The sequence below is a fragment of the Variovorax sp. 01T432 genome (genome assembly GCF_056398605.1).
In genome coordinates, this window is the sequence record NZ_JBFTPS010000090.1 from 1 (window position 1) to 18,602 (window position 18,602).

Below are 18,602 nucleotides of genomic sequence, written 5' to 3' on the forward strand. Positions count from 1 at the left end.
CGCTACGGTCCGGTGGTGTTCGCGGACGGCGGCTCCTGCCCGCAACCCAACGGTTGCGCGGTGCAGCCGACGGGCTCGACCGCCATCGAGTACGGCGGCGCCCTGGCCCTGCCGGGCAAGCCGTTCCAGCTCTCGACGGCCAACGTGCCTTGAGCCTCACCCGCGCGTGGCGGGCATCTCGAACACGAGGCAGGTGGTCGTGGCATGCGCGTACAGCGTGCCGTCCGCGCCGACCAGGCGCGCCTCGGCGGTGGCGAGCTGCCGGCCGCAGTGGATCACCTTGCCCTCGGCGCGCACGCGCCGCACCTTGGGCGTGAGCGCCTTCACCAGGTTCACCCCCAGCTCGGCCGTGGTGTAGCCCCGGCCCACCGGCATCATGGTGTGCACCGCGCAGCCCAGGGCCGAATCGAGCAGGGTGGCGAACCAGCCGCCATGAATGGTGCCCAGCGGATTCAGGTGCCGCGCCATCGGCGTGCCCTGGAACACGGCCACCCCCGGGCCGATCGAGATCAGCGCGAAATCCAGCGTCTTCGCGATGGCGGCGTAGGGGATCTCGCCCGCCAGCATCGCCTCCATCATCTGCAGGCCGGTCTTGCCGGCGATCTGCTCCGGCCGCGGAACGCCGGGGCCGGGGCCCGCTTCCATGCGTTCGGCAATGGCCTCTTCCTCGGCAATCCAGGCTGCCAGTCGATCGGTATCGCTCATCCCAGGTCCTTCAAGGGTTGCATATGCAATGATTGTAGCTACAATCATCGCCCATGAATGCTGTCGCAATGCCGAAAGGCTGTACCCATCTACGGCTGCGTAGCCTGTCGCGCCATCTCGCGCGGCTCTACGATGCCGAGGTCTCCAAGAGCGGACTCAAGACAACGCAGTACTCGCTGCTCTCGCACGTACTGCACCTGGGGCCCTTGCGCCCCACCGATCTGGCGCAGGGCATGAACATCGAGGCCTCGACGCTGACGCGCAACCTCAAGCCGCTGGTGGCCGCGGGCTGGCTGACGCAGGGCGAGGGGCCGGACGCGCGCAGCCGGCTGATCGCGATCACCGAAGCAGGCCGCAGCAAGCGCGCCGAAGCCAAGGCGCACTGGCTCGCCGCGCAGGAAAAGCTCAACGCGCGCCTGGGTCTCGAGCGGGTGATCGCGCTGCATGCATTGATCGACGAGAGCATCGCGTTGCTGAAGTCCGATGGGCTCGTGGAAGAGGAGGAACTCGATGTCTGAGCCAAGGACCTCCGCGGCGCCCGCGCGCACGGCGCAGGCGGCACGCCACGCGCTGTGGCTGGTGTTGCTGGCCGCCGCAGGCGCCTACACCCTGACCATGGGTGTGCGGCAGACGATGGGCCTGTTCCTTTCATCGCTCAACACCGCCACCGGCCTCGGCATCGGCAGCATCAGCCTGGCTTTTGCCTTCGGGCAGTTGTGGTGGGGCCTGACGCAGCCTTTCGCCGGCGCGGTGGCCGATCGCATCGGCACGGGGCGCGTGATCTTCATCGGCGTGCTGCTGGTGGCCGTGGGCACTTTCATCACGCCGCTGATGACGACGACGGCCGGCCTGATCCTGGCCATCGGCGTGCTCGGCGCGGGCGGCGCGGGCATGGCGGGGCCGTCGGTGCTGATGGCGGCGACGACGCGCATGGTGCCGCCGGCGCAACGCGGCATGGCGACGGGCTTCGTGAATGCCGGCGGCTCCTTCGGCCAGTTCGCCATGGCGCCCATCGCCATCGGGCTCATGGCGAGCGTCGGCTGGGCCAGTGCCATGCAGTGGCTGGGCGCGATCATGCTGCTGGCCCTGCCGGCGGTGTTCGTGCTCAAGGGCAATTCCAGGGCGCTCGCGGCCCAGTCGGCCGCGGCCAGCGGCGTCGAGGCGCTGAGCGCGCGCGAGGCGATCCGCCAGGCGCTCGCGACGCCGAGCTACCGTTACCTGAGCCTGGGCTTTCTCGTGTGCGGCTTCCACGTGGCCTTCCTCGCGACCCACCTTCCGGGCGTGGTCGCGGCCTGCGGGCTGCCGCGCGAAGTCGGCGGCTGGGCGCTGGGCGTGATCGGCCTCTTCAACATCGTCGGCAGCCTGCTGATGGGCTGGGCGGTGGGCCGCTGGCGCATGAAGTCGCTGCTGGCGCTGGTCTACTCGGCGCGCGCCATCGCGGTGCTGGTCTTCCTGCTGGCGCCCAAGACGACGGCGGTGATGATGGTCTTCGCCGCGGTGATGGGCATCACCTTCCTCTCGACCGTGCCGCCGACCGCCGGGCTCGTCGCCAAGATGTTCGGCCCCGCCAACATGGCCATGCTCTTCGGCATCGTGATGCTGGCGCACCAGGTGGGCGGCTTCCTCGGCGCCTTCCTCGGCGGCTCCGTGTTCCAGGCGACGGGCAGCTACGACATCGTCTGGTACATCGACATCGCGCTGGCGGTCGGCGCCGCAGGGGTCCACTTGCCGATCCGCGAGACGCGGGCCCTGCGGGCCCCGGCGACGGCACGGGCGTGATGCGCCCGCGCGCGCCGCGAAACTTTCCCCCCACCCCTGGAGAACCCACCATGAAGATCAAGGATTCTGTCGTTTTCGTGACCGGCGCCAACCGCGGCCTCGGACTTGCCTATGCGCGCGCGGCGCTCGCCGCCGGCGCGAAGAAGGTCTACGCCGCGGCGCGCGATGCCGGCTCCATCGACATCGAGGGCGTGCAGCCCATCGCCCTGGACGTGACCAGCGCCGGGCAGATCGAGGCCGCCGCGCGCGCCTGCGGCGACGTCACGCTGCTCATCAACAACGCGGGCATCACGCGCCGCTCGGGCTTGCTGTCGTCGCCGGACGCGATGGATGCGGCCCGCGCTGAACTCGAAACCAACTTCTTCGGCCCTTGGGCCGTGACGCGCGCCTTCGCGCCCGTGCTGGCCGCCAATGGCGGTGGCGCCGTCGTCAACGTACTGTCGGCCACGAGCTGGTTCAGCCTGCCGAGTTCGGCCACCTACAGCGCGTCGAAGTCCGCCGCCTGGTCGCTCAGCAACGGCTTGCGCAACGAGCTGCGCGGGCAGGGAACGCTGGTGACCAGCGTGCACGTGGGCTTCATGGACACCGACATGACCAAGGGCCTCCCGGGCGACAAGGCCTCGCCCGAGGACGTGGTGAAGCAGACCTTCGCCGCCGTCGAGGCCGGCCTGCCGGAAGTGCTGGCCGACGAGGTGTCGCGGCGGTTGAAGGAAGGCTTCGTGGCGAATCCGCCGGTCTATACCCTGCCGCGCTGAGGCGCGGGCAGGAGCCGGCGCAGCGCCGCGAAGAACAGGTCGGACTGTTCCCGCTCGGCCTGGACCTGCGCGGCCACCTTCGCGGCGAGCGCGGCATCGACCGGCGCCAGCGGACGGCCCGTCGACTGCGCGATCACCTGGTGCAGGCAGGCGCGCTCCAGGTAGTAGAGGTCGTCATAGGCATGCGCGATGGTCGCGCCCGCCACGATCACGCCGTGGTTCGCGAGGAAGGCCACGTCCTTGCCCGCCATCGCGCCGGCGATGCGCTCGCCCTCGCGGTCGTCGAGCGCCAGGCCGTTGTAGCCGCGGTCGATCGCGATGCGGTTCATGAAGCGCATCGCGTTCTGGCTGAGCGTCGGGTCGAGCGCGCGATCGGCCGTCAGCGTGAGGGCCGTCGCATAGGGCATATGGCAGTGCATCACCACCGCATGGCCGCTCATGCGGTGCACCGCGCCGTGGATGAAGAGGGCGGTGGGCTCGACCCGGTGGCGGCCGGCGAGCACTTCGCCATGCACGTCGATGAGCACGATGTCGTCGGGCCCGATCTCGCTCCAGTGCAGGCCGCGCGGATTGATCAGGTAGCGGTCGCTCGCGCCAGGCAGGATCACGCTGAAATGGTTGCACACGCCTTCGGAAAGACCATGGTGCGCCGCGGCCCGCAGGGCGAGGGCGAGGTCCTGGCGCAAGGTGCGCACGGCCGGGCTGCCGTAATCGGAATCGGCGGACATCGCGGGCCTCAGGCGCGCAGGCTGCCGTTGAACGCGGCGACGAAGCGCAGGGCGTCTTCGCGCACCGCGGCGGCGCTTTTGCCCGGCTTGTACAGCGCCGAGCCGATGCCGAAACCGGCCGAGCCCGCGTCGCGCCATGCGCGCATGTTGTCGGGCGTGATGCCGCCGACGGGCATCAGCGGCGTGCCCTTGGGCAGTACCGCGAGCAGCGCCTTCACCACCGCGGGCGTGGCCAGCTCGGCGGGGAACAGCTTGAGGCCGGTGGCGCCCGCGGCGAGCGCGCCGAAGGCCTCCGTCGGCGTCATGATGCCGGGCAGGCTGACCAGGCCCAGGCGAGTCGCCTCGGCAATCACCTCGGCATTGAAATTCGGCGCCACGATCAGTTCGCCGCCGGCGGCGTGCACATCGCGCACCTGCTCGGCGCCGAGCACGGTGCCGGCGCCCACCAGCGCATCCGGAAAGCGCTTGCGCAGCAGGGCGATGCTCTCGAGGGGCTGCGGCGAGTTGAGCGGAACCTCGAGCAGCCGGAAGCCCGCCTCGACGATGGCGTCGCCGACCGCGGGCGCTTCGGCCGGCGTCAGCCCGCGCAGGATCGCGACCAGCGGCAGCTGCCGCAGGGCGATGGAAAACTTGTCGAGTGGGGTGGTCATGGGGTGTGGTTCTTCTTCGCGTTGAAGGGGGACAGTGCGTGCAGCCCCGCCCACGTGGCTTCGGCGCCGAGCGAGCGGGCGGTGGTGCCGGAAGCCTGCAGCGCCAGCGTGTAGCGCCGCGTCAGCGCGGGCGCGCCGATCAGCACCAGTTCGCTGGCCGCGTGGATGGATTGCGTGCGCAGTTCCTCGCCGATCAGGATGCCCGAGAGATAGCTGGCGAGATCCCGCGCCGACATGCGGTCGAACAGCGCCAGCGTGCGCGCGCCGAAGGCGTTGTGCAGCAGGCCCTGGCCGTTGTCGGCCTGCGTGACGCCTTGCATGAAGGCCGCCTCGTCCAGCGGCGCCGATGCGTCGAGCGTGCGGGCCAGGATCGAGTGCTGGCTCAGCAGCGCATAGAACTCGCCGGTCATGAAGGTGCGGAAGCTGGTCACGCGGCCCTTCTTGACCGTGGCCCACTTGTTGTGGGTGCCCGGCAGCACGAAGAGGCCGTCGCGCAGGCCGGTCAGCGCCATCGCGCCGAAGATCTGCACTTCCTCGCCGCGCATGACGTCCGGCACGCCGTCGTGCGAGTCGCTCAGGCCGGGCACGATCGAGATGCGGCGCGGCTCGATCTCCAGGATCCGGCCGCGCACTTCATCCACGCCGGCCGGGCAGGGGCAGTAGGGCGCCTCCACCCAGCCCTGCTTGCTGCCGGCCATGCCGGAGATCAGGCAGCGCGTGCCGGGTGGACGCATCCAGTCGGCAAAGAGCGTTTCGAAGACCTCGGCGAATCCCCCGTGCTTGACCGTCAGGATGCCGCGCGGGTGGCTCTGCTCCTCGAGCACGCGGCCCTCGGCATCGATGAGCGCGCCGCGCAGCGAGCTGGTGCCCCAATCCACGGCGACGAAGCGGTTCTGGGTCATGGTCTTTCCGAGGTCGTGGAACTCAGCCGCGCGGCTTGTAGGCGGTCACGTCGATCTCGACCTTGGCGTCGATCATCAGGCGCGACTCGACGGTCGAGCGGGCGGGGCGGTGGTCCCCCAGGCATTCCATGTAGACGCGGTTGAAGCTGCCGAAGTCGCGCGCGTCATTGAGCCACACGCTGACCTTGGCGATGTCGGCGAGTGTGCAGTCCGCGAGCGCGAGGGCCTGCTCGATGCGCTTGAAGACCTGGCGCGTCTGTGCCTCGATGCCGCCCACGATGACCTGACCCTGGTCGTCGGTGGGAACCTGCCCCGAAACAAAAACGAAATCGCCGGCACGCGTGGCGGGCGAGAGCGGGCGGGCTTGACGGTCGGAGGCGATCGGCGACTGGCCGAGCATTTCAACTTTGGACATAAGTTCGTTTGGCTTGTAAATAAATTACATAAAACAGCAGGGTAAACCCCAGTTTGACATCGCAAATCACAGTAAATAGGATCAGCCGTGTAATGTTATTACTCACGGAGCCGCGATGCAAACCCAAGCCGCCACTGTACCGACATCTGGTTTTTCAGCACTGAAATCGGTGCCCACACCGCGTTGGCGCAGCGTCGCCGGCGTTCTTGCCGCGGCTGTCGCCATCGGCGTGTTCGCGGGCACGGCCTCGGCCGAGCCTCCCAAGGGTGGCGCCGCCAACCTGGCGATGGTCGGCGAGCCGCAGGGCCTGGACCCGATGATCAGCACCGCCGACCTGGTCGGCACGATCATGCAGCACGTCTATGAGCCGCTCTACACCTTCGACGCCAACTGGAACGTGGCGCCGATGCTGGCCGAGACGATGCCCGTGGTGTCGAAGGACGGCCTGATCTACACCATCCCCCTGCGCAAGGGCGTGAAGCTGCACAACGGCCGCGACCTGAACGCCGACGACGTGGTGGCTTCGCTGCAGCGCTGGATGGAACTCTCGCCGCGCGGCAAGTCGGTCGGCCAGGAAGTCGAATCGCTCACGGCCAAGGGCCCGCTGAGCGTGGAGCTCAAGCTCAAGCACCCTTATGCGCCGCTGCTGGCCCAGCTCGCGCTGCCCAGCGGCATGGCCGCGATCATGGCCAAGGAAAGCATCGCGCCGCAGCTCAAGGAATTCATCGGCACCGGCCCCTACAAGTTCAAGGAGCGCCGCCCCGACCAGTTCACCGTGCTGGTGCGCTTCGACGGCTACAGCGCGCGCAAGGAAGCGCCCAGCGGCTACGCGGGCCGCCGCGAGGCCCTGCTCGACGAGCTGCGCTTCGTGCCGGTGCCCAACGCCAACACGCGCGTCGAAGGCGCGCTCTCGGGCCAGTTCCAGTACGCCGACCTGCTGCCGGTCGAGGCCATCGGCCGCATCGAGAAGGGCGCCCCGGCCGTGGTGCCGATCATGACCAAGAACTTCGGCTTCCCCTACATCGTCTTCAACACCAAGGAAGGCGTGCTGGCCTCGCAGCCGATGCGCCGCGCGGTGCAGACGGCGGTGGGGCAGGGCGAGCTGCTGGCCGCCGGCTTCGGCGACAACCGCTTCTTCAATGTCGAGCCGAACTTCTTCCCCAAGGGCACGCCCTACTACTCGGCCGCCGGCGCCAACCTCTACAACACGCGCAACCCGCAGGCCGCCAAGGAAGAGGCCGCGAAGGCCGGCTACAACGGCCAGCCGGTGCGCATCATGGCCAGCCGCCAGTACGAGTTCCACTACAACATGGCGCTCGTGATGTCCGAGCAGCTCAAGAAGGCCGGCTTCAAGACCGACTTGCAGGTGGTCGACTGGGCCACGCTCGTGCAGCGGCGCAACGACTCCAAGCTGTGGGACGTGTACTTCACCCACTCCGGCCTGTTCCCCGAGCCGATGCTCTCGCCGCCGCAACTGGGCGACGGCGCCCCGGGCTGGTGGGAGACGCCCGCCAAGAAGAGCACGCTGACCGCCTTCAACCAGGCCACCGACCCCGCCAAGCGCGGCGCGCTGTGGGGCCAGGTGCAGCAGACGGTGTATGAGGAGGTGCCCTTCATCGAGGTCGGCAAGTTCAACGGCCTGTCGGCGCGCTCGGCCAAGCTGGAGGGCTACACGCCGGCGATCTGGCCCTTCTTCTGGAACACCGGGCTCGCCAAGTAGGCCCCGGCGCAAGTCTTCAAAAGTTCAACCGGGCCGCCCCATGTTCCGTTTTCTGCTGACCCGCCTGGCCGGGGCGCTGGTGGTGCTGGCCATCGTCGCGGTGCTGGTCTTCGCCCTGACGCGGCTCGCGTCGGGCGACCCGGTCGCCCTGCTGCTGGGCGACCAGGCCACCGCCGCGGACATCGCGAAGGCGCGCATCCAATACGGCCTCGACAAGCCCCTGCCGACCCAGTTCGTGCTGTGGGTGGGCGAGCTGCTGCACGGCAACCTGGGCGAGTCGCTGTTCCTGCAGCGGCCGGTCGCACAGGCCTTGATGGAGCGCGCCGAGCCCACGCTCTTCCTGGCGCTGTTCTCGGTCGGCATCGCGGCGCTCATCGGCATTCCGGCCGGCATGGCGGCGGCCATCTGGCGCGGCAGCGCGGCCGACCAGGGCGTGAGCGGCGTCGCCATGCTGGGCGCCAGCGTGCCCAGCTTCTGGCTCGGCCTGATCCTGATCCAGTTCTTCGCGGTCAAGCTCGGCTGGTTCCCGGCCTCGGGCTACGGCGACCCGAGCGCATCCCTGGGCGAGCGGCTGCAGCACCTGATGCTGCCGGCGCTGGTGCTGGGGCTGCTGAACTCGGCGCTGATCATCCGCTTCACGCGCGCATCGATGCTCGACATCCTCGGCGAGGACTACGTGCGCACCGCGCGCGCCAAGGGGTTGCCCGAGCGCGTGATCATGGTCAAGCATGTGCTGCGCAACGCGCTGGTGCCGATCGTCACGGTGCTGGGCCTCACGCTCGCGCTGATGATCGGCGGCACGGTCGTGACCGAGACGGTGTTCAATCTCCCGGGCGTGGGCAACCTCGTCGTGCGCGCCGTGCTGCGGCGCGACTACCCGGTCATCCAGGGCACGCTGCTGGTGATCGCGGCCATCTACGTCTTCATCAACCTCGGCGTGGACTTTCTCTACACGCTGGTCGACCCCCGCATCCGCCTGGAGGGCCAATGAGAGCCGCCATTTTCAAGACGGCGCGCCGCCTGTTCGCGCGCAAGGTGGTGCTGGCCGCGGCGCTGGTGCTGCTGCTGGTGGTGGGCGTCGCCATCATCTATCCGTGGGTCTCGGACGCCGACCCCGGCGCCATCGAGATCGGGCAGCGCCTGCACGCGCCCTCGCTGGAGCACTGGGCCGGCACCGACGAGCTGGGCCGCGACGTGATGCTGCGCATCGTGCACGGCGCGCGCTACTCGCTGCTCATCGGCTTCATCACGGCCGCCGGCGCGGTGCTCTTCGGCACGCTGATGGGCATGCTCGCCGGCTTCTTCCGCCGGCTCGACGCGCCGCTGATGCGGGTGGTCGACGCGATGATGTCCTTCCCCGACATCCTGCTGGGCATCGCGCTGGTGTCGATACTGGGCGTGTCGCTGTGGAACGTGATGCTGGCGCTGGTGATCGTCTACACGCCGCGCGTCGCCCGCGTGGTGCGCGCCACCACGCTGGTGCTGCGCGAGCTGCTGTTCGTCGATGCCGCGCGCGCGCTCGGCGTTCGCACGCCGCGCATCCTGCAAAAGCACATCCTGCCCAACCTGATGTCGCCGATCCTGGTGCAGGTGACCTTCATCTTCGCCTACGCGATCCTGGCCGAGGCGGGGCTGTCCTTCCTCGGCGTCGGCGTGCCGCCCGACATTCCGACCTGGGGCACGATGATCGCGGGCAGTCTCGAATATTCCGACAAGGCCTTCTGGGCCATCTTCTATCCCGGTCTGGCGATTGTGCTGACCGCGCTCTCGCTGCAGATGCTGGGCGACGGCGTGCGCGACCTGCTCGACCCGAAGCTGAGGAAGGCGACATGAGCGCGACCACCATGACCCGCGCCGCGCCGCGCCTCGAAGTGCGCGGCCTCTCGACCTCCTTCGCCACCGAGGCCGGCCGCATCCAGAGCGTGGCCGACGTGTCCTTCGCGATCCGTCCCGGCGAGACGCTGGCGCTGGTGGGCGAGTCCGGCTCGGGCAAGTCCGTCACCAGCCTCACGCTGATGGGCCTGCACGCGAGGACCTCGCACGCGCAGGTCACGGGCGAGGCCTGGTTCGTGCGCCGCGACGGCCGCCGGGTCGACCTGCTCGCCATGCCCGAGTCCGAGAAGCGCGCGCTGCGCGGCAACGAGCTGGGCATGATCTTCCAGGAGCCCATGACCAGCCTCAACCCGGTGCTGACCATCGGCGAGCAGATCGCCGAATCCGCGCGCCTGCACCTGAGGATGGACCGCAAGACCGCGCACGCCCATGCGCGGCGCATGCTCGAACTGGTGGAGATTCCGGCGGCCGCGCGGCGCGTCGACGAATACCCGCACCAGCTCTCCGGCGGCATGCGCCAGCGCGTGATGATCGCGCTGGCGATGGCCTGCAACCCGACGCTGCTGATCGCCGACGAACCGACCACCGCGCTGGACGTCACGATCCAGGCGCAGATCCTCGCGCTCATGGGCCGGCTGCAGAAGGAGACCGGCATGAGCATGCTCTTCGTCACGCACAACCTCGGCGTGGTGGCGCAGTACGCGGACGCGGTGGCCGTGATGTATGCGGGGCGCATCGTCGAATCCGCGCCGGTGCGCGATCTCTTCGCGCGGCCGGACCATCCCTACACCCGGGGCCTGCTGGCCTGCCTGCCCGGCGTGGCGCGCCGAAGGGGGGCGGCCGCCGTGGGCAAGCGTCCCCAGCTGGTCGCCATTCCGGGCCAGGTGTCGAGCCCCTTCGCGCCGCCGCCGGGCTGCGCCTTCGGGCCGCGCTGCGCCTTTCATCGCGCGGCCTGCGATGCGCGCATGCCCCCGCTCGATGCGGCGGGCGGCGAACGCATGGTGCGCTGCATCGGAACCGTCGAGGAGCTCGCCGCATGACGAACGCATGGGCCAACGAAGCGACCAGCGAAGTGGCGAGCGAGAACCTCGTCGAGATCCGCAACCTGCGCAAGTACTTCGGCAAGGGCAGCCACCCGGTGCGCGCGGTGGACGACGTGAGCTTCACCATCCGCAAGGGCGAGACCCTGGGCCTGGTCGGCGAATCGGGCTCGGGCAAGAGCACCATCGGCCGCGTGCTCACGCGGCTGGTCGATCCGACTGGCGGCCAGATGCTCTACCAGGGGCAGGGATCGAGCGCGGCGCCGCAGGACCTGGCGGCGATGTCGCAATCGCAGTTCCGGCCCTTGCGCTCCAAGGTCCAGATCATCTTCCAGGACCCCTACGCCAGCCTCAACCCGCGCATGCGCATCCGCGAGGTGCTGGCCGAGGCGCTCGACACGCACGGCCTCGCCAAGGGCGCGGCGCGCCGGCCGCGCATCGATCAGCTGCTGCAGCAGGTGGGCCTGCGCCCCGAGCATGCCGAGCGCTATCCGCACGAGTTCTCCGGCGGCCAGCGCCAGCGCATCGGCATCGCGCGCGCGCTGGCGGTGGAGCCGCAGTTCATCGTCGCCGACGAGCCGCTGTCGGCGCTGGACGTCTCGATCCAGGCGCAGGTGGTGAACCTGCTGGGCGAGCTGAAGGAGCAGCTGAGCCTCACGCTGCTCTTCATCTCGCACGACCTCGACGTGGTGGAGTACCTGTGCGACCGCGTGGTCGTGCTGTATCTCGGCCACGTGATGGAGATCGCGCCGACGCATTCGCTCTACGCCGATCCGCAACATCCGTACACCCGCGCCCTGCTGGCGGCGGCGCCGATTCCCGACCCCGCGCAGCGCCGCGTGGTGCCGCTGCTGCAGGGCGACCTGCCGAGCCCCGCCAACCCGCCCTCGGGCTGCGTGTTCCGCACCCGCTGCCCCCTGGCCGAGGCGCGCTGCGCCGGCGCCGACATGCAGTTGCGCGAAGTCCGGCCCGGCCACTGGCATGCCTGCTGGCGCGACGACCTTTGAGCCCATCGAACACCGTGAACGACACCATGACAGAAGAACTGATCCTCGACCACCGCTTCAAGAGCTACCCGCTCACGGCCTCGCCCTGCCGCGCGTCCGACATCGCCGCCAAGGGATGGAATGCGCTGGCCGACGACCTGGCCTACCCGCTGGCCGTGATCCGGCGCTCCGCACTGGCGCACAACATCGCGTGGATGCAGGACTATGCGAAGCGCAAGGCCGTGGCGCTCGCGCCGCACGGCAAGACGACGATGTCGCCCGAACTCTTCGCGCTGCAACTGGCCGGGGGTGCCTGGGGCATGACCTTCGCGACCATCCACCAGCTGGCCGTGGGCGTCGAGGCGGGCGCGCGCCGCGTCATCATCGCCAACCAGGTGGTGTGCGATGCCGACCTCGATGCGCTGGACATGCTGCTCACCCGGCACCCGGATCTGCGCGTGTGGTTCCTCGTCGACTCGCTGGCGCAACTGGCGCTGGTCGAGGACTGGGCCACGCGGCGCACGAGCGGGCGCTGCTTCGACGTGCTGCTGGAGATCGGCATCCCAGGCCAGCGCACCGGCTGCCGCACGCTGGACGAGGCGCTCGCGCTGGCGCGGGCCATCGCCCGCTCCCCCGCGGCTCGGCTCGGCGGCATCGAATGCTACGAGGGCGGCGTGGCCCGCTGCGACAGCGAGCACGACGCGCGCGAAGTCACGGCGCTGGTGCACCGCGTCACGGAGGCGGCGCGCCAGCTCGACGCGCAGGACCTGTTCTGCGACGACAGCGTGATGCTGACGGCCGGCGGCTCGGCCGTGTTCGACCTTGTCGTGCCGCTGCTGCGCATGCAGGGCCTGTCGCGGCCGGTGCGGGGCGTGCTGCGCTCGGGCTGCTACATCACGCACGACAACGGCAACTATGCGCGCTTCCTCAAGCAGGTCGAGCAGCGCGAAGGGCTCGACGATTCGCTGCGCGCCGCCCTGGAGGTCTGGGCCATGGTGCAGTCGGTGCCCGAGCCCGGCCTTGCGCTGCTGACCTGCGGACGCCGCGATATTTCCTACGACCTCGAGATGCCGGTGCCGGTGCGGCACGCGCCGCGCGGTGGGCGCGTGGCCCTCGATGCGCCCGCGGGCTGGAAGATCGGCGCGCTCAACGACCAGCATGCCTATCTGCGCTTCGATCCCGCCGGCCCGGCGCCGCGCGTGGGCGACCGCGTGGCGCTCGGCATCTCGCATCCCTGCACCACCTTCGACAAATGGCGCTGGATGCCCCTGGTCGAGGACGACTGGGCCGTGACAGGCGCGATCAGCACGCGCTTCTGATGCCGGTCATGAACAGCTCCGCCGCCAACCTGCTGCAACGCCTGCGCGAGCGCATGGCCGAGCTGCCGGCCGCGCAGCGCAGCGTGGTGCAGTGCGTGCTGGAGGACCCGCGCGCGGCCGTGGCCGCCACAGTCGAGCAGCTGGCGCTGCAGGCCGGCGTCTCGATGCCGACCATCGTCCGCACCTGCCGCAGCTTCGGCTTCGACTCGGTGCGCGAGTTCATGCTGGCGCTGGCGCAGGACCTCGCGGTCACCGGCTCCTACCTGCACCGCAGCGTGCTGGCCGAGGACAGCGCCGCCGACGTGGCGAGCAAGATCGTGCACGCGGCCGTCTCGTCGCTGGCCGAACTGGGCCGGCGCATGGACCCCGAGGTGATCGACCGGGTCGCCACCCGCCTGGCTTCGGCGCGGCGCATCGACTGCTATTCGGTGGGCGCGGCGTCCTCCTTCATGGCGAGCGAGCTGCAGAGCCGGCTGTTCCGGCTGGGCTGCTCGTCCAACGCGATCTTCGACGCGCACCAGCAGCTGGTGTCCGCCAGCACGCTGGGGCCCGACGGCGTGGCCTTCGTCATCTCGCATGTCGGGCGCATGCCCTACACGCTGGAGGCCGCGCGCTTCGCCCGCTCGCAGGGCGCGACGGTGGTCGCGCTGACGCAGCCGGACACGCCGCTGGCCGAGATCGCGGACCTGCTGCTGGCGGTGTCGGTGCCGCAGGATGCGGTCATGCGCGTGGGCACCGAGGCCTATCTCGCGCACCTGGTGATCATCGAGATCCTGATGGTCCGCCTGGCGCAGAAGCTCGGGCCGGTGGCGACGCGCGGACTCCAGCAATTCAAGCAGCTGCTGCACAAGCACGGCTTCGACAGCGCCGAGTATTCCGGCGCCAGTGAACAAGCGACCGACGACGAGAACAATGACAGAACGAGACCCCAACCCGACTGAGACCGGACGCGCCACGCTGCTCAAGGGCGGCCTGATCGTCGACGGCAGCGATGCCCCCGGCCGGCAGGGCGATGTATTGCTGATCGGCGAGCGCATCGCCTCGGTGGCGGCGCCGGGGCAGACTCCGGCCGCGCTGCTGGCAAGCCTGGACGGCGCGCCCGAGGCGATCGATTGCACCGGCATGGTCGTGGCGCCCGGCTTCATCGACGTGCACACGCACGACGACGCGGCCGCGATCGAGAAGGCCGACATGCTGCCCAAGCTCTCGCAGGGCGTGACGACCGTCATCGTCGGCAACTGCGGCATCTCGCTCGCGCCGGTGGTGACCGATGCCCCGCTCGCGCCCTTGTCGCTGCTCGGCCGCGGGCAGTTCCGCCACGCCACGATGCGCGAATACGCCGAGGCCGTGAATGCCGCGCGGCCGGGCGTCAACGTCGCGGCCCTGCTGGGCCACACGGCGCTGCGCATGCGCCGCATGCCGGTGCTGGACCGGGCCGCCAACGAGGCCGAGCGCGGCGCGATGGCGGCGGACATGCAGGAGGCCATGGACGCGGGCGCGCTGGGGCTGTCTTCGGGCGTGTTCTACGAAGAGGCCTATGCGGCCGACGTGGACGAACTGGTCGCCGTGGCCACCGTCGCCGCGCGCAACGGCGGCGTCTACGCGACGCACATCCGCGACGAGCTGGCCGGCATCCTGCCGGCGCTGCGGGAGGCGGCGCTGACGGCGCGCCAGTCCGGCCTGCCGCTGGTGATCTCCCACCACAAGTGCGCCGGCCCGGCCAACTGGGGCCGCACGCGCGAGACCCTGCCGCTGATCGAGGAGCTGGCACGCGGCCAGGAGATCGGCATGGACGTGTACCCCTACACGGCCGGCTCGACGGTGCTGCGCGAGGACCTGGTCGACGGCATCATCGACATCCTGATCACCTGCAGCCAGCCGCATCCCGAGATGGGCGGGCGCTACCTGGCCGACATCGCGGCCGAGTGGGGCGTGCCGCAGCAGGAGGCGGCGCTGCGGCTGAAGCCGGGCAACGCCTGCTACTTCCAGATGCGCGAGGACGACGTGCAGCGCGTCATCGCGCATCCGCTGTCGATGATCGGCTCGGACGGGCTGCCGCATGACGAGCGCCCGCATCCGCGGCTGTGGGGCGCCTTTCCGCGCGTGCTGGCCTGCTACTGGCGCGACAAGGGCGTGCTGCGGCTGGAGGAGGCGATCCACAAGATGACGGGCTTGTCGGCGGCGCGCTTTCGCATCGGCGAGCGCGGCCGGCTCCTGGCCGGCTACATGGCGGACGTGGTGGTGTTCGACCCGCGGCGCGTGAAGGACGGCGCGACCTTCGAGCAGCCGCGCCAGTTCAGCGAAGGCATCGAGCGCGTGTGGGTCAACGGCGTGCTGAGCTACACGGCCGAAGGCCGGGCGACCGGGGCGCGCGCGGGCCGGTTCGTGCGGCGCGCGCCGGCCCCTTCCGGGAGCTAGGGCGGCGGGCGTTCTAAACTGCGGCCCTCGTCGGTTGCTCCAGGCAACACCATCGCAACACAAGGAGCATCGGACATGGGCGCGCAGTGGAAGGCAAAACACAAGGATCTGGCCGCGAACGCCAAGGGCCGGCTGTTCGGGAAACTGGCCAAGGAAATCATGATCGCCGCGCGCGGCGGCGCCGATCCGGCTTCGAATTCGCGCCTGCGCCTGGTGGTGGAGCAGGCGCGCAAGGTCTCGATGCCCAAGGAGACGCTGGAGCGGGCCATCAAGAAGGGCGCCGGGCTCACGGGCGAGGCGGTTCATTTCGAGCATGTGATCTACGAGGGCTTCGCGCCGCACCGCGTGCCGGTGATGGTCGAATGCCTGACGGACAACGTGAACCGCACGGCGCCCGAGATGCGCGTGCTCTTTCGCAAGGGCCAGCTGGGCACTTCGGGCTCGGTGTCCTGGGACTTCGACCACGTGGGCATGATCGAGGCCGAGCCCGCGGCGGCCGGCGCCGATGCCGAAGTGGCCGCCATCGAGGCGGGCGCCCAGGACTTCGAGCCGGGTGGGGAAGAGGGCGTCACGGTGTTCCTGACCGACCCCGCGGACCTCGACGTGGTGAGCCGCGCGCTGCCGGCGCAGGGCTTCAGCGTGCTGTCCGCCAAGCTGGGCTACAAGGCCAAGAACCCTGTCGATCCGGCGAGCCTGAGCCCCGAGCACCTGGAAGAGGTGGAAGTGTTCCTGGCCGCCATCGACGCGAACGACGACGTGCAGAACGTGTTCGTGGGTCTGGCGGGCTAGCTTAGCTAAGCTAGGCTGCTGCCTTGAAGCGCACGGTCACCAGCAGGCCGTGCGGCTCCTTCGGATTCGGCGCCAGTTCGACGACGGCGTCGAAAGCCCGCGCGATCTCGCGCACGATGGCCAGGCCCAGCCCGGTGCCGTCGGTGTCCTGCGACACCCGGTAGAAGCGCTCGAAGACGCGGTCCCGCGCCTCGGCGGGAATGCCGGGGCCGTTGTCTTCCACCGCCAGTTCGACGAATTCGCCCGAGCGCCGCGCGCCCACCGTCACGCGGCCGCCTTCCTGCGTGTAGCGCAGCGCGTTGTCCAGCAGATTCGTCACCAGCGCATCGAGCAGCGCGGGCTGGGCCAGCACCGGCAGGCTGGGCGGCCCGTTAGGCACTTCCACGCCCAGGTCGATGCGGCGCCGGTCGGCCAGGGCGGCCAGTTGCTCGACGCAGCGCAGCACGGTGGCGGCGAGGTCGACCCGCTCCAGCTGCGTGTGGGCATCGCCATGCTCGGCCTGCGCCAGCAGGAGCAGCTTGTTGGTGACGGCCACGAGCCGACGGTTGCTGGTCTGCATGTCGAGCCACAGGGCGTCCATGTCGGCGCGGCGTGTGGCCCAGTCCTGGCGGCTCTGGCGCGTGAAGCGGGCGTATTCGATCTGCGAGGCCTGCATGGCCAGGGGCGTGCGCAGCTGGTGCGCCGCATCGGCGATGAAGCGCCGTTGCGCTTCCGAGTGCGCCTGGAGCTGCCGCACGAAGCGGTTGATGGTGTCGGCGACCGGCCGGAGCTCGGCGTGCAGCTTGCGCGGGTCGACGACGAGGTCCAGGTGCATGGGGTCGCGTTGGGCGAGCTGCCTGCTCAGCTGGACGATGGGCCTCAGCTCCAGCGTCAGGGCGACGGTGGCGAGCGCGATGGCCAGCAGCAGCGCGACCAGCAGGTAGCCGATGGAGGGCCACCACAGCGTGCGGAGCATGTGGTCGCGGCTGCCGGTGGTCTTGCCCACGGCGATGGTGATTTCGCGCGCGCCGGCCACGTCGTACATGGATCGGGTGGTGACGACGGCGCGCAGGTCGAGGCCGTCGTAGCGCGTGTCGTACCACTGGGCCCGGTCGGCGCCCTGGGGGCGCAGCTTGCGCGGCAGGGGAAAGTCGGGTGAGCCGGCGAGCAGTTCGCCGGTTGCGCCGGAGACCCTGAGAAAGACGCGGTCGTGCTGGGGCGACACGAACAGGCTCAGGGCCGAGGGCGGCACGCTGGCCTGCACGCTGTCGCCCTCCCAGATCAGGCGGTCCGACAGGACTTTGGCGGAGGCGAGGAGGTCGTGGTCCTGCACGTAGTCGGCGACCTCGGCGGCGTTGCGCCAGTTCAGGTAGCCGCAGATGGCCACGAACACCGAGAGCGGCAGCAGCAGCCACACGGCGAGCCGGAGGCGCAGGCTGGCACGCATCTATGCTTCTTCGCGGGTGCGCAGCAGGTAACCGACGCCGCGCAGGGTGATGATGGTGGCCTGGCTGGCCTCGAGCTTCTTGCGCAGGCGATGGATGTAGATGTCGACGGCATCGGCGCTGGGTTCGTCTTCGAGGCTGAAGATGGCATCGATGAGCGATTGTTTGGAGACGGTGCTGCCGGTCTTGAGCATCAGCGTCTCCAGCAGGGTGCGCTCTCGCGGGGGCAGCGCGAATTCGGCGCCGGCGAGGGTGAACTGGCGTGTGCGCAGGTCGTAGCGGAGATCGCCGCAGGCGATATCGTTGGCCTTGCCGGGCATCTGGCGGCGCACGAGTGCCTTGATGCGGGCCACCAGTTCACGGATCTCGAAGGGCTTGACGAGGTAGTCGTCGGCGCCGATTTCGAGGACGAGCACCTTCTGGTCGAGCGATTCGGTCGCGGTGAGGACGATCACCGGCACCGTGTCGCCACGCTCGCGCAGGCGGCGCAGCACGCCCTTACCAGGGAGCTTGGGAATGTTGAGGTCGAGCAACACGACGTCATAACGCGTCTGCCGCAGCAACTGGTCGGCCGCGTCGCCCTGGTCCACATGGTCGACCACGAAATCCTGCGCGCGCAGGAGGCTGGCAAGCCAGTGGGCCAGTTCGGGGTTGTCTTCTACCAGCAGGAGTTTCATGGGGTGTGCGGAGTATGTCGATTCTAGGAAGGGTCGCGCGAAGGGGGAGGGGAGTGCCCCATGGTTGCACGCCCGGTATGCGGTGCGGGCTGCGCGACCCCGGTGCGCCGGCCCTTCGGGCTCCCTTGCGGTGCTCGCCTTTCGCGGGGTCACGTGCAAACTCGAGCAACAGCGCCCCCCGGCTTGCCACTTCGTGTGCTTCGCCACCCCCCGAGGGGGAGGCTCGGCCGCCTTGGGGCGGCCCGGCGGCGGCCGCTCAGACAGCACGTGCCCTTATCCGCGAAAGGCTGCGCTCCTCAGCGGCGCACAGGGGTGCTTGGAGCCCAATCATGGCCAGTTGTCCCTGCGCGTCCGCGCAATCTTCCACCCCTTCCGAATCCATCGATCCTGCTGACATCGCCGTCGACTCGACGCCAGCCGCGATCACGCTCGAATCACTCGCTTCGCATTTGCGCAGCACCG

20 protein-coding genes are annotated in these 18,602 nt (G+C 69.8%); 12 read left to right on the forward strand and 8 right to left on the reverse strand.

Annotated elements, in window-relative coordinates; translation table 11 throughout:
• Positions 1-156: 156 nt before the first annotated feature.
• On the reverse strand, positions 157-705 hold the full coding sequence (locus tag AC1DNF_RS34180) for a PaaI family thioesterase (RefSeq protein ID WP_478153192.1): 549 nt from the start codon (positions 703-705) through the stop codon (positions 157-159).
• A 53-nt stretch (positions 706-758) separates the two neighbouring features.
• Between AC1DNF_RS34180 and AC1DNF_RS34185 the strand changes: the two genes are divergently transcribed.
• Genes AC1DNF_RS34185 through AC1DNF_RS34195 form a run of 3 tightly spaced genes read left to right on the forward strand, consistent with a single transcriptional unit; the run spans position 759 to position 3,239 of the window.
• Positions 759-1,223 carry a MarR family winged helix-turn-helix transcriptional regulator gene (locus AC1DNF_RS34185; protein ID WP_478153194.1) on the forward strand — a complete coding sequence of 155 codons (465 nt, stop codon included), beginning with the start codon at positions 759-761 and terminating at the stop codon, positions 1,221-1,223.
• Positions 1,216-2,484: an MFS transporter gene (locus AC1DNF_RS34190; protein ID WP_478153196.1), complete on the forward strand. Its 1,269-nt coding sequence runs from the start codon at positions 1,216-1,218 to the stop codon at positions 2,482-2,484. Before AC1DNF_RS34185 ends, AC1DNF_RS34190 begins: the two co-directional genes overlap by 8 nt.
• Positions 2,485-2,534: 50 nt before the next feature.
• Positions 2,535-3,239, forward strand: a complete 705-nt coding sequence (locus tag AC1DNF_RS34195; RefSeq protein ID WP_478153197.1) for an SDR family oxidoreductase — start codon at positions 2,535-2,537, stop codon at positions 3,237-3,239.
• Here the strand turns inward: AC1DNF_RS34195 and AC1DNF_RS34200 are convergent.
• Genes AC1DNF_RS34200 through AC1DNF_RS34215 form a run of 4 tightly spaced genes read right to left on the reverse strand, consistent with a single transcriptional unit; the run spans position 3,221 to position 5,934 of the window.
• Positions 3,221-3,967, reverse strand: coding sequence for an aldolase (locus AC1DNF_RS34200; protein WP_478153198.1), 747 nt, complete (start codon positions 3,965-3,967; stop codon positions 3,221-3,223). The genes AC1DNF_RS34195 and AC1DNF_RS34200 overlap by 19 nt on opposite strands.
• 8 nt (positions 3,968-3,975) lie before the next feature.
• Positions 3,976-4,617, reverse strand: a complete 642-nt coding sequence (locus AC1DNF_RS34205) for a 2-dehydro-3-deoxy-6-phosphogalactonate aldolase (RefSeq protein ID WP_478153200.1) — start codon at positions 4,615-4,617, stop codon at positions 3,976-3,978.
• On the reverse strand, positions 4,614-5,519 hold the full coding sequence (locus AC1DNF_RS34210) for a 2-dehydro-3-deoxygalactonokinase (protein WP_478153201.1): 906 nt from the start codon (positions 5,517-5,519) through the stop codon (positions 4,614-4,616). Before AC1DNF_RS34210 ends, AC1DNF_RS34205 begins: the two co-directional genes overlap by 4 nt.
• A gap of 22 nt (positions 5,520-5,541) precedes the next feature.
• Positions 5,542-5,934, reverse strand: coding sequence for a RidA family protein (locus tag AC1DNF_RS34215; RefSeq protein WP_286372701.1), 393 nt, complete (start codon positions 5,932-5,934; stop codon positions 5,542-5,544).
• A 115-nt stretch (positions 5,935-6,049) separates the two neighbouring features.
• Here AC1DNF_RS34215 and AC1DNF_RS34220 point away from each other — a divergent pair, with 115 nt between their 5' ends.
• The 9 genes from AC1DNF_RS34220 to AC1DNF_RS34260 all read left to right on the forward strand — a co-directional run bounded on the left by AC1DNF_RS34220 (position 6,050) and on the right by AC1DNF_RS34260 (position 16,039).
• Complete coding sequence (locus tag AC1DNF_RS34220) at positions 6,050-7,654, forward strand: ABC transporter substrate-binding protein (RefSeq protein WP_478153203.1); 1,605 nt, start codon at positions 6,050-6,052, stop codon at positions 7,652-7,654.
• A 40-nt stretch (positions 7,655-7,694) separates the two neighbouring features.
• Positions 7,695-8,645, forward strand: coding sequence for an ABC transporter permease (locus AC1DNF_RS34225; RefSeq protein ID WP_478153205.1), 951 nt, complete (start codon positions 7,695-7,697; stop codon positions 8,643-8,645).
• Positions 8,642-9,487, forward strand: a complete 846-nt coding sequence (locus AC1DNF_RS34230; RefSeq protein ID WP_478153207.1) for an ABC transporter permease — start codon at positions 8,642-8,644, stop codon at positions 9,485-9,487. The genes AC1DNF_RS34225 and AC1DNF_RS34230 overlap by 4 nt, the downstream gene beginning before the upstream one ends.
• A complete protein-coding gene (locus tag AC1DNF_RS34235) occupies positions 9,484-10,527 on the forward strand; it encodes an ABC transporter ATP-binding protein (protein ID WP_478153209.1) in 1,044 nt (347 codons plus the stop codon). The genes AC1DNF_RS34230 and AC1DNF_RS34235 overlap by 4 nt, the downstream gene beginning before the upstream one ends.
• Positions 10,524-11,534 (forward strand): ABC transporter ATP-binding protein, encoded by a 1,011-nt coding sequence (locus AC1DNF_RS34240; protein ID WP_478153211.1) that lies wholly within the window; start codon positions 10,524-10,526, stop codon positions 11,532-11,534. Before AC1DNF_RS34235 ends, AC1DNF_RS34240 begins: the two co-directional genes overlap by 4 nt.
• A 26-nt stretch (positions 11,535-11,560) precedes the next feature.
• A complete protein-coding gene (locus AC1DNF_RS34245; protein WP_478153213.1) occupies positions 11,561-12,832 on the forward strand; it encodes an amino acid deaminase in 1,272 nt (423 codons plus the stop codon).
• Positions 12,833-12,840: 8 nt separating this feature from the next.
• Positions 12,841-13,773 (forward strand): MurR/RpiR family transcriptional regulator, encoded by a 933-nt coding sequence (locus tag AC1DNF_RS34250; protein ID WP_478153214.1) that lies wholly within the window; start codon positions 12,841-12,843, stop codon positions 13,771-13,773.
• Positions 13,745-15,250, forward strand: a complete 1,506-nt coding sequence (locus tag AC1DNF_RS34255) for an N-acyl-D-amino-acid deacylase family protein (protein WP_478153216.1) — start codon at positions 13,745-13,747, stop codon at positions 15,248-15,250. The genes AC1DNF_RS34250 and AC1DNF_RS34255 overlap by 29 nt, the downstream gene beginning before the upstream one ends.
• A gap of 75 nt (positions 15,251-15,325) precedes the next feature.
• Positions 15,326-16,039 (forward strand): YebC/PmpR family DNA-binding transcriptional regulator, encoded by a 714-nt coding sequence (locus AC1DNF_RS34260; protein WP_478153217.1) that lies wholly within the window; start codon positions 15,326-15,328, stop codon positions 16,037-16,039.
• A 10-nt stretch (positions 16,040-16,049) separates the two neighbouring features.
• On the opposite strand, the gene AC1DNF_RS34265 is transcribed toward AC1DNF_RS34260, so the two are convergent.
• From AC1DNF_RS34265 to AC1DNF_RS34275, 3 genes are all read right to left on the reverse strand, one after another.
• A complete protein-coding gene (locus AC1DNF_RS34265) occupies positions 16,050-17,465 on the reverse strand; it encodes a sensor histidine kinase (protein ID WP_478153219.1) in 1,416 nt (471 codons plus the stop codon).
• Positions 17,466-18,140 (reverse strand): response regulator, encoded by a 675-nt coding sequence (locus AC1DNF_RS34270; RefSeq protein WP_478153221.1) that lies wholly within the window; start codon positions 18,138-18,140, stop codon positions 17,466-17,468.
• Between the two features lie 256 nt (positions 18,141-18,396).
• Positions 18,397-18,602 (reverse strand): hypothetical protein (locus AC1DNF_RS34275; RefSeq protein ID WP_478153222.1); only part of this gene is annotated, 206 nt, incomplete at its 5' end.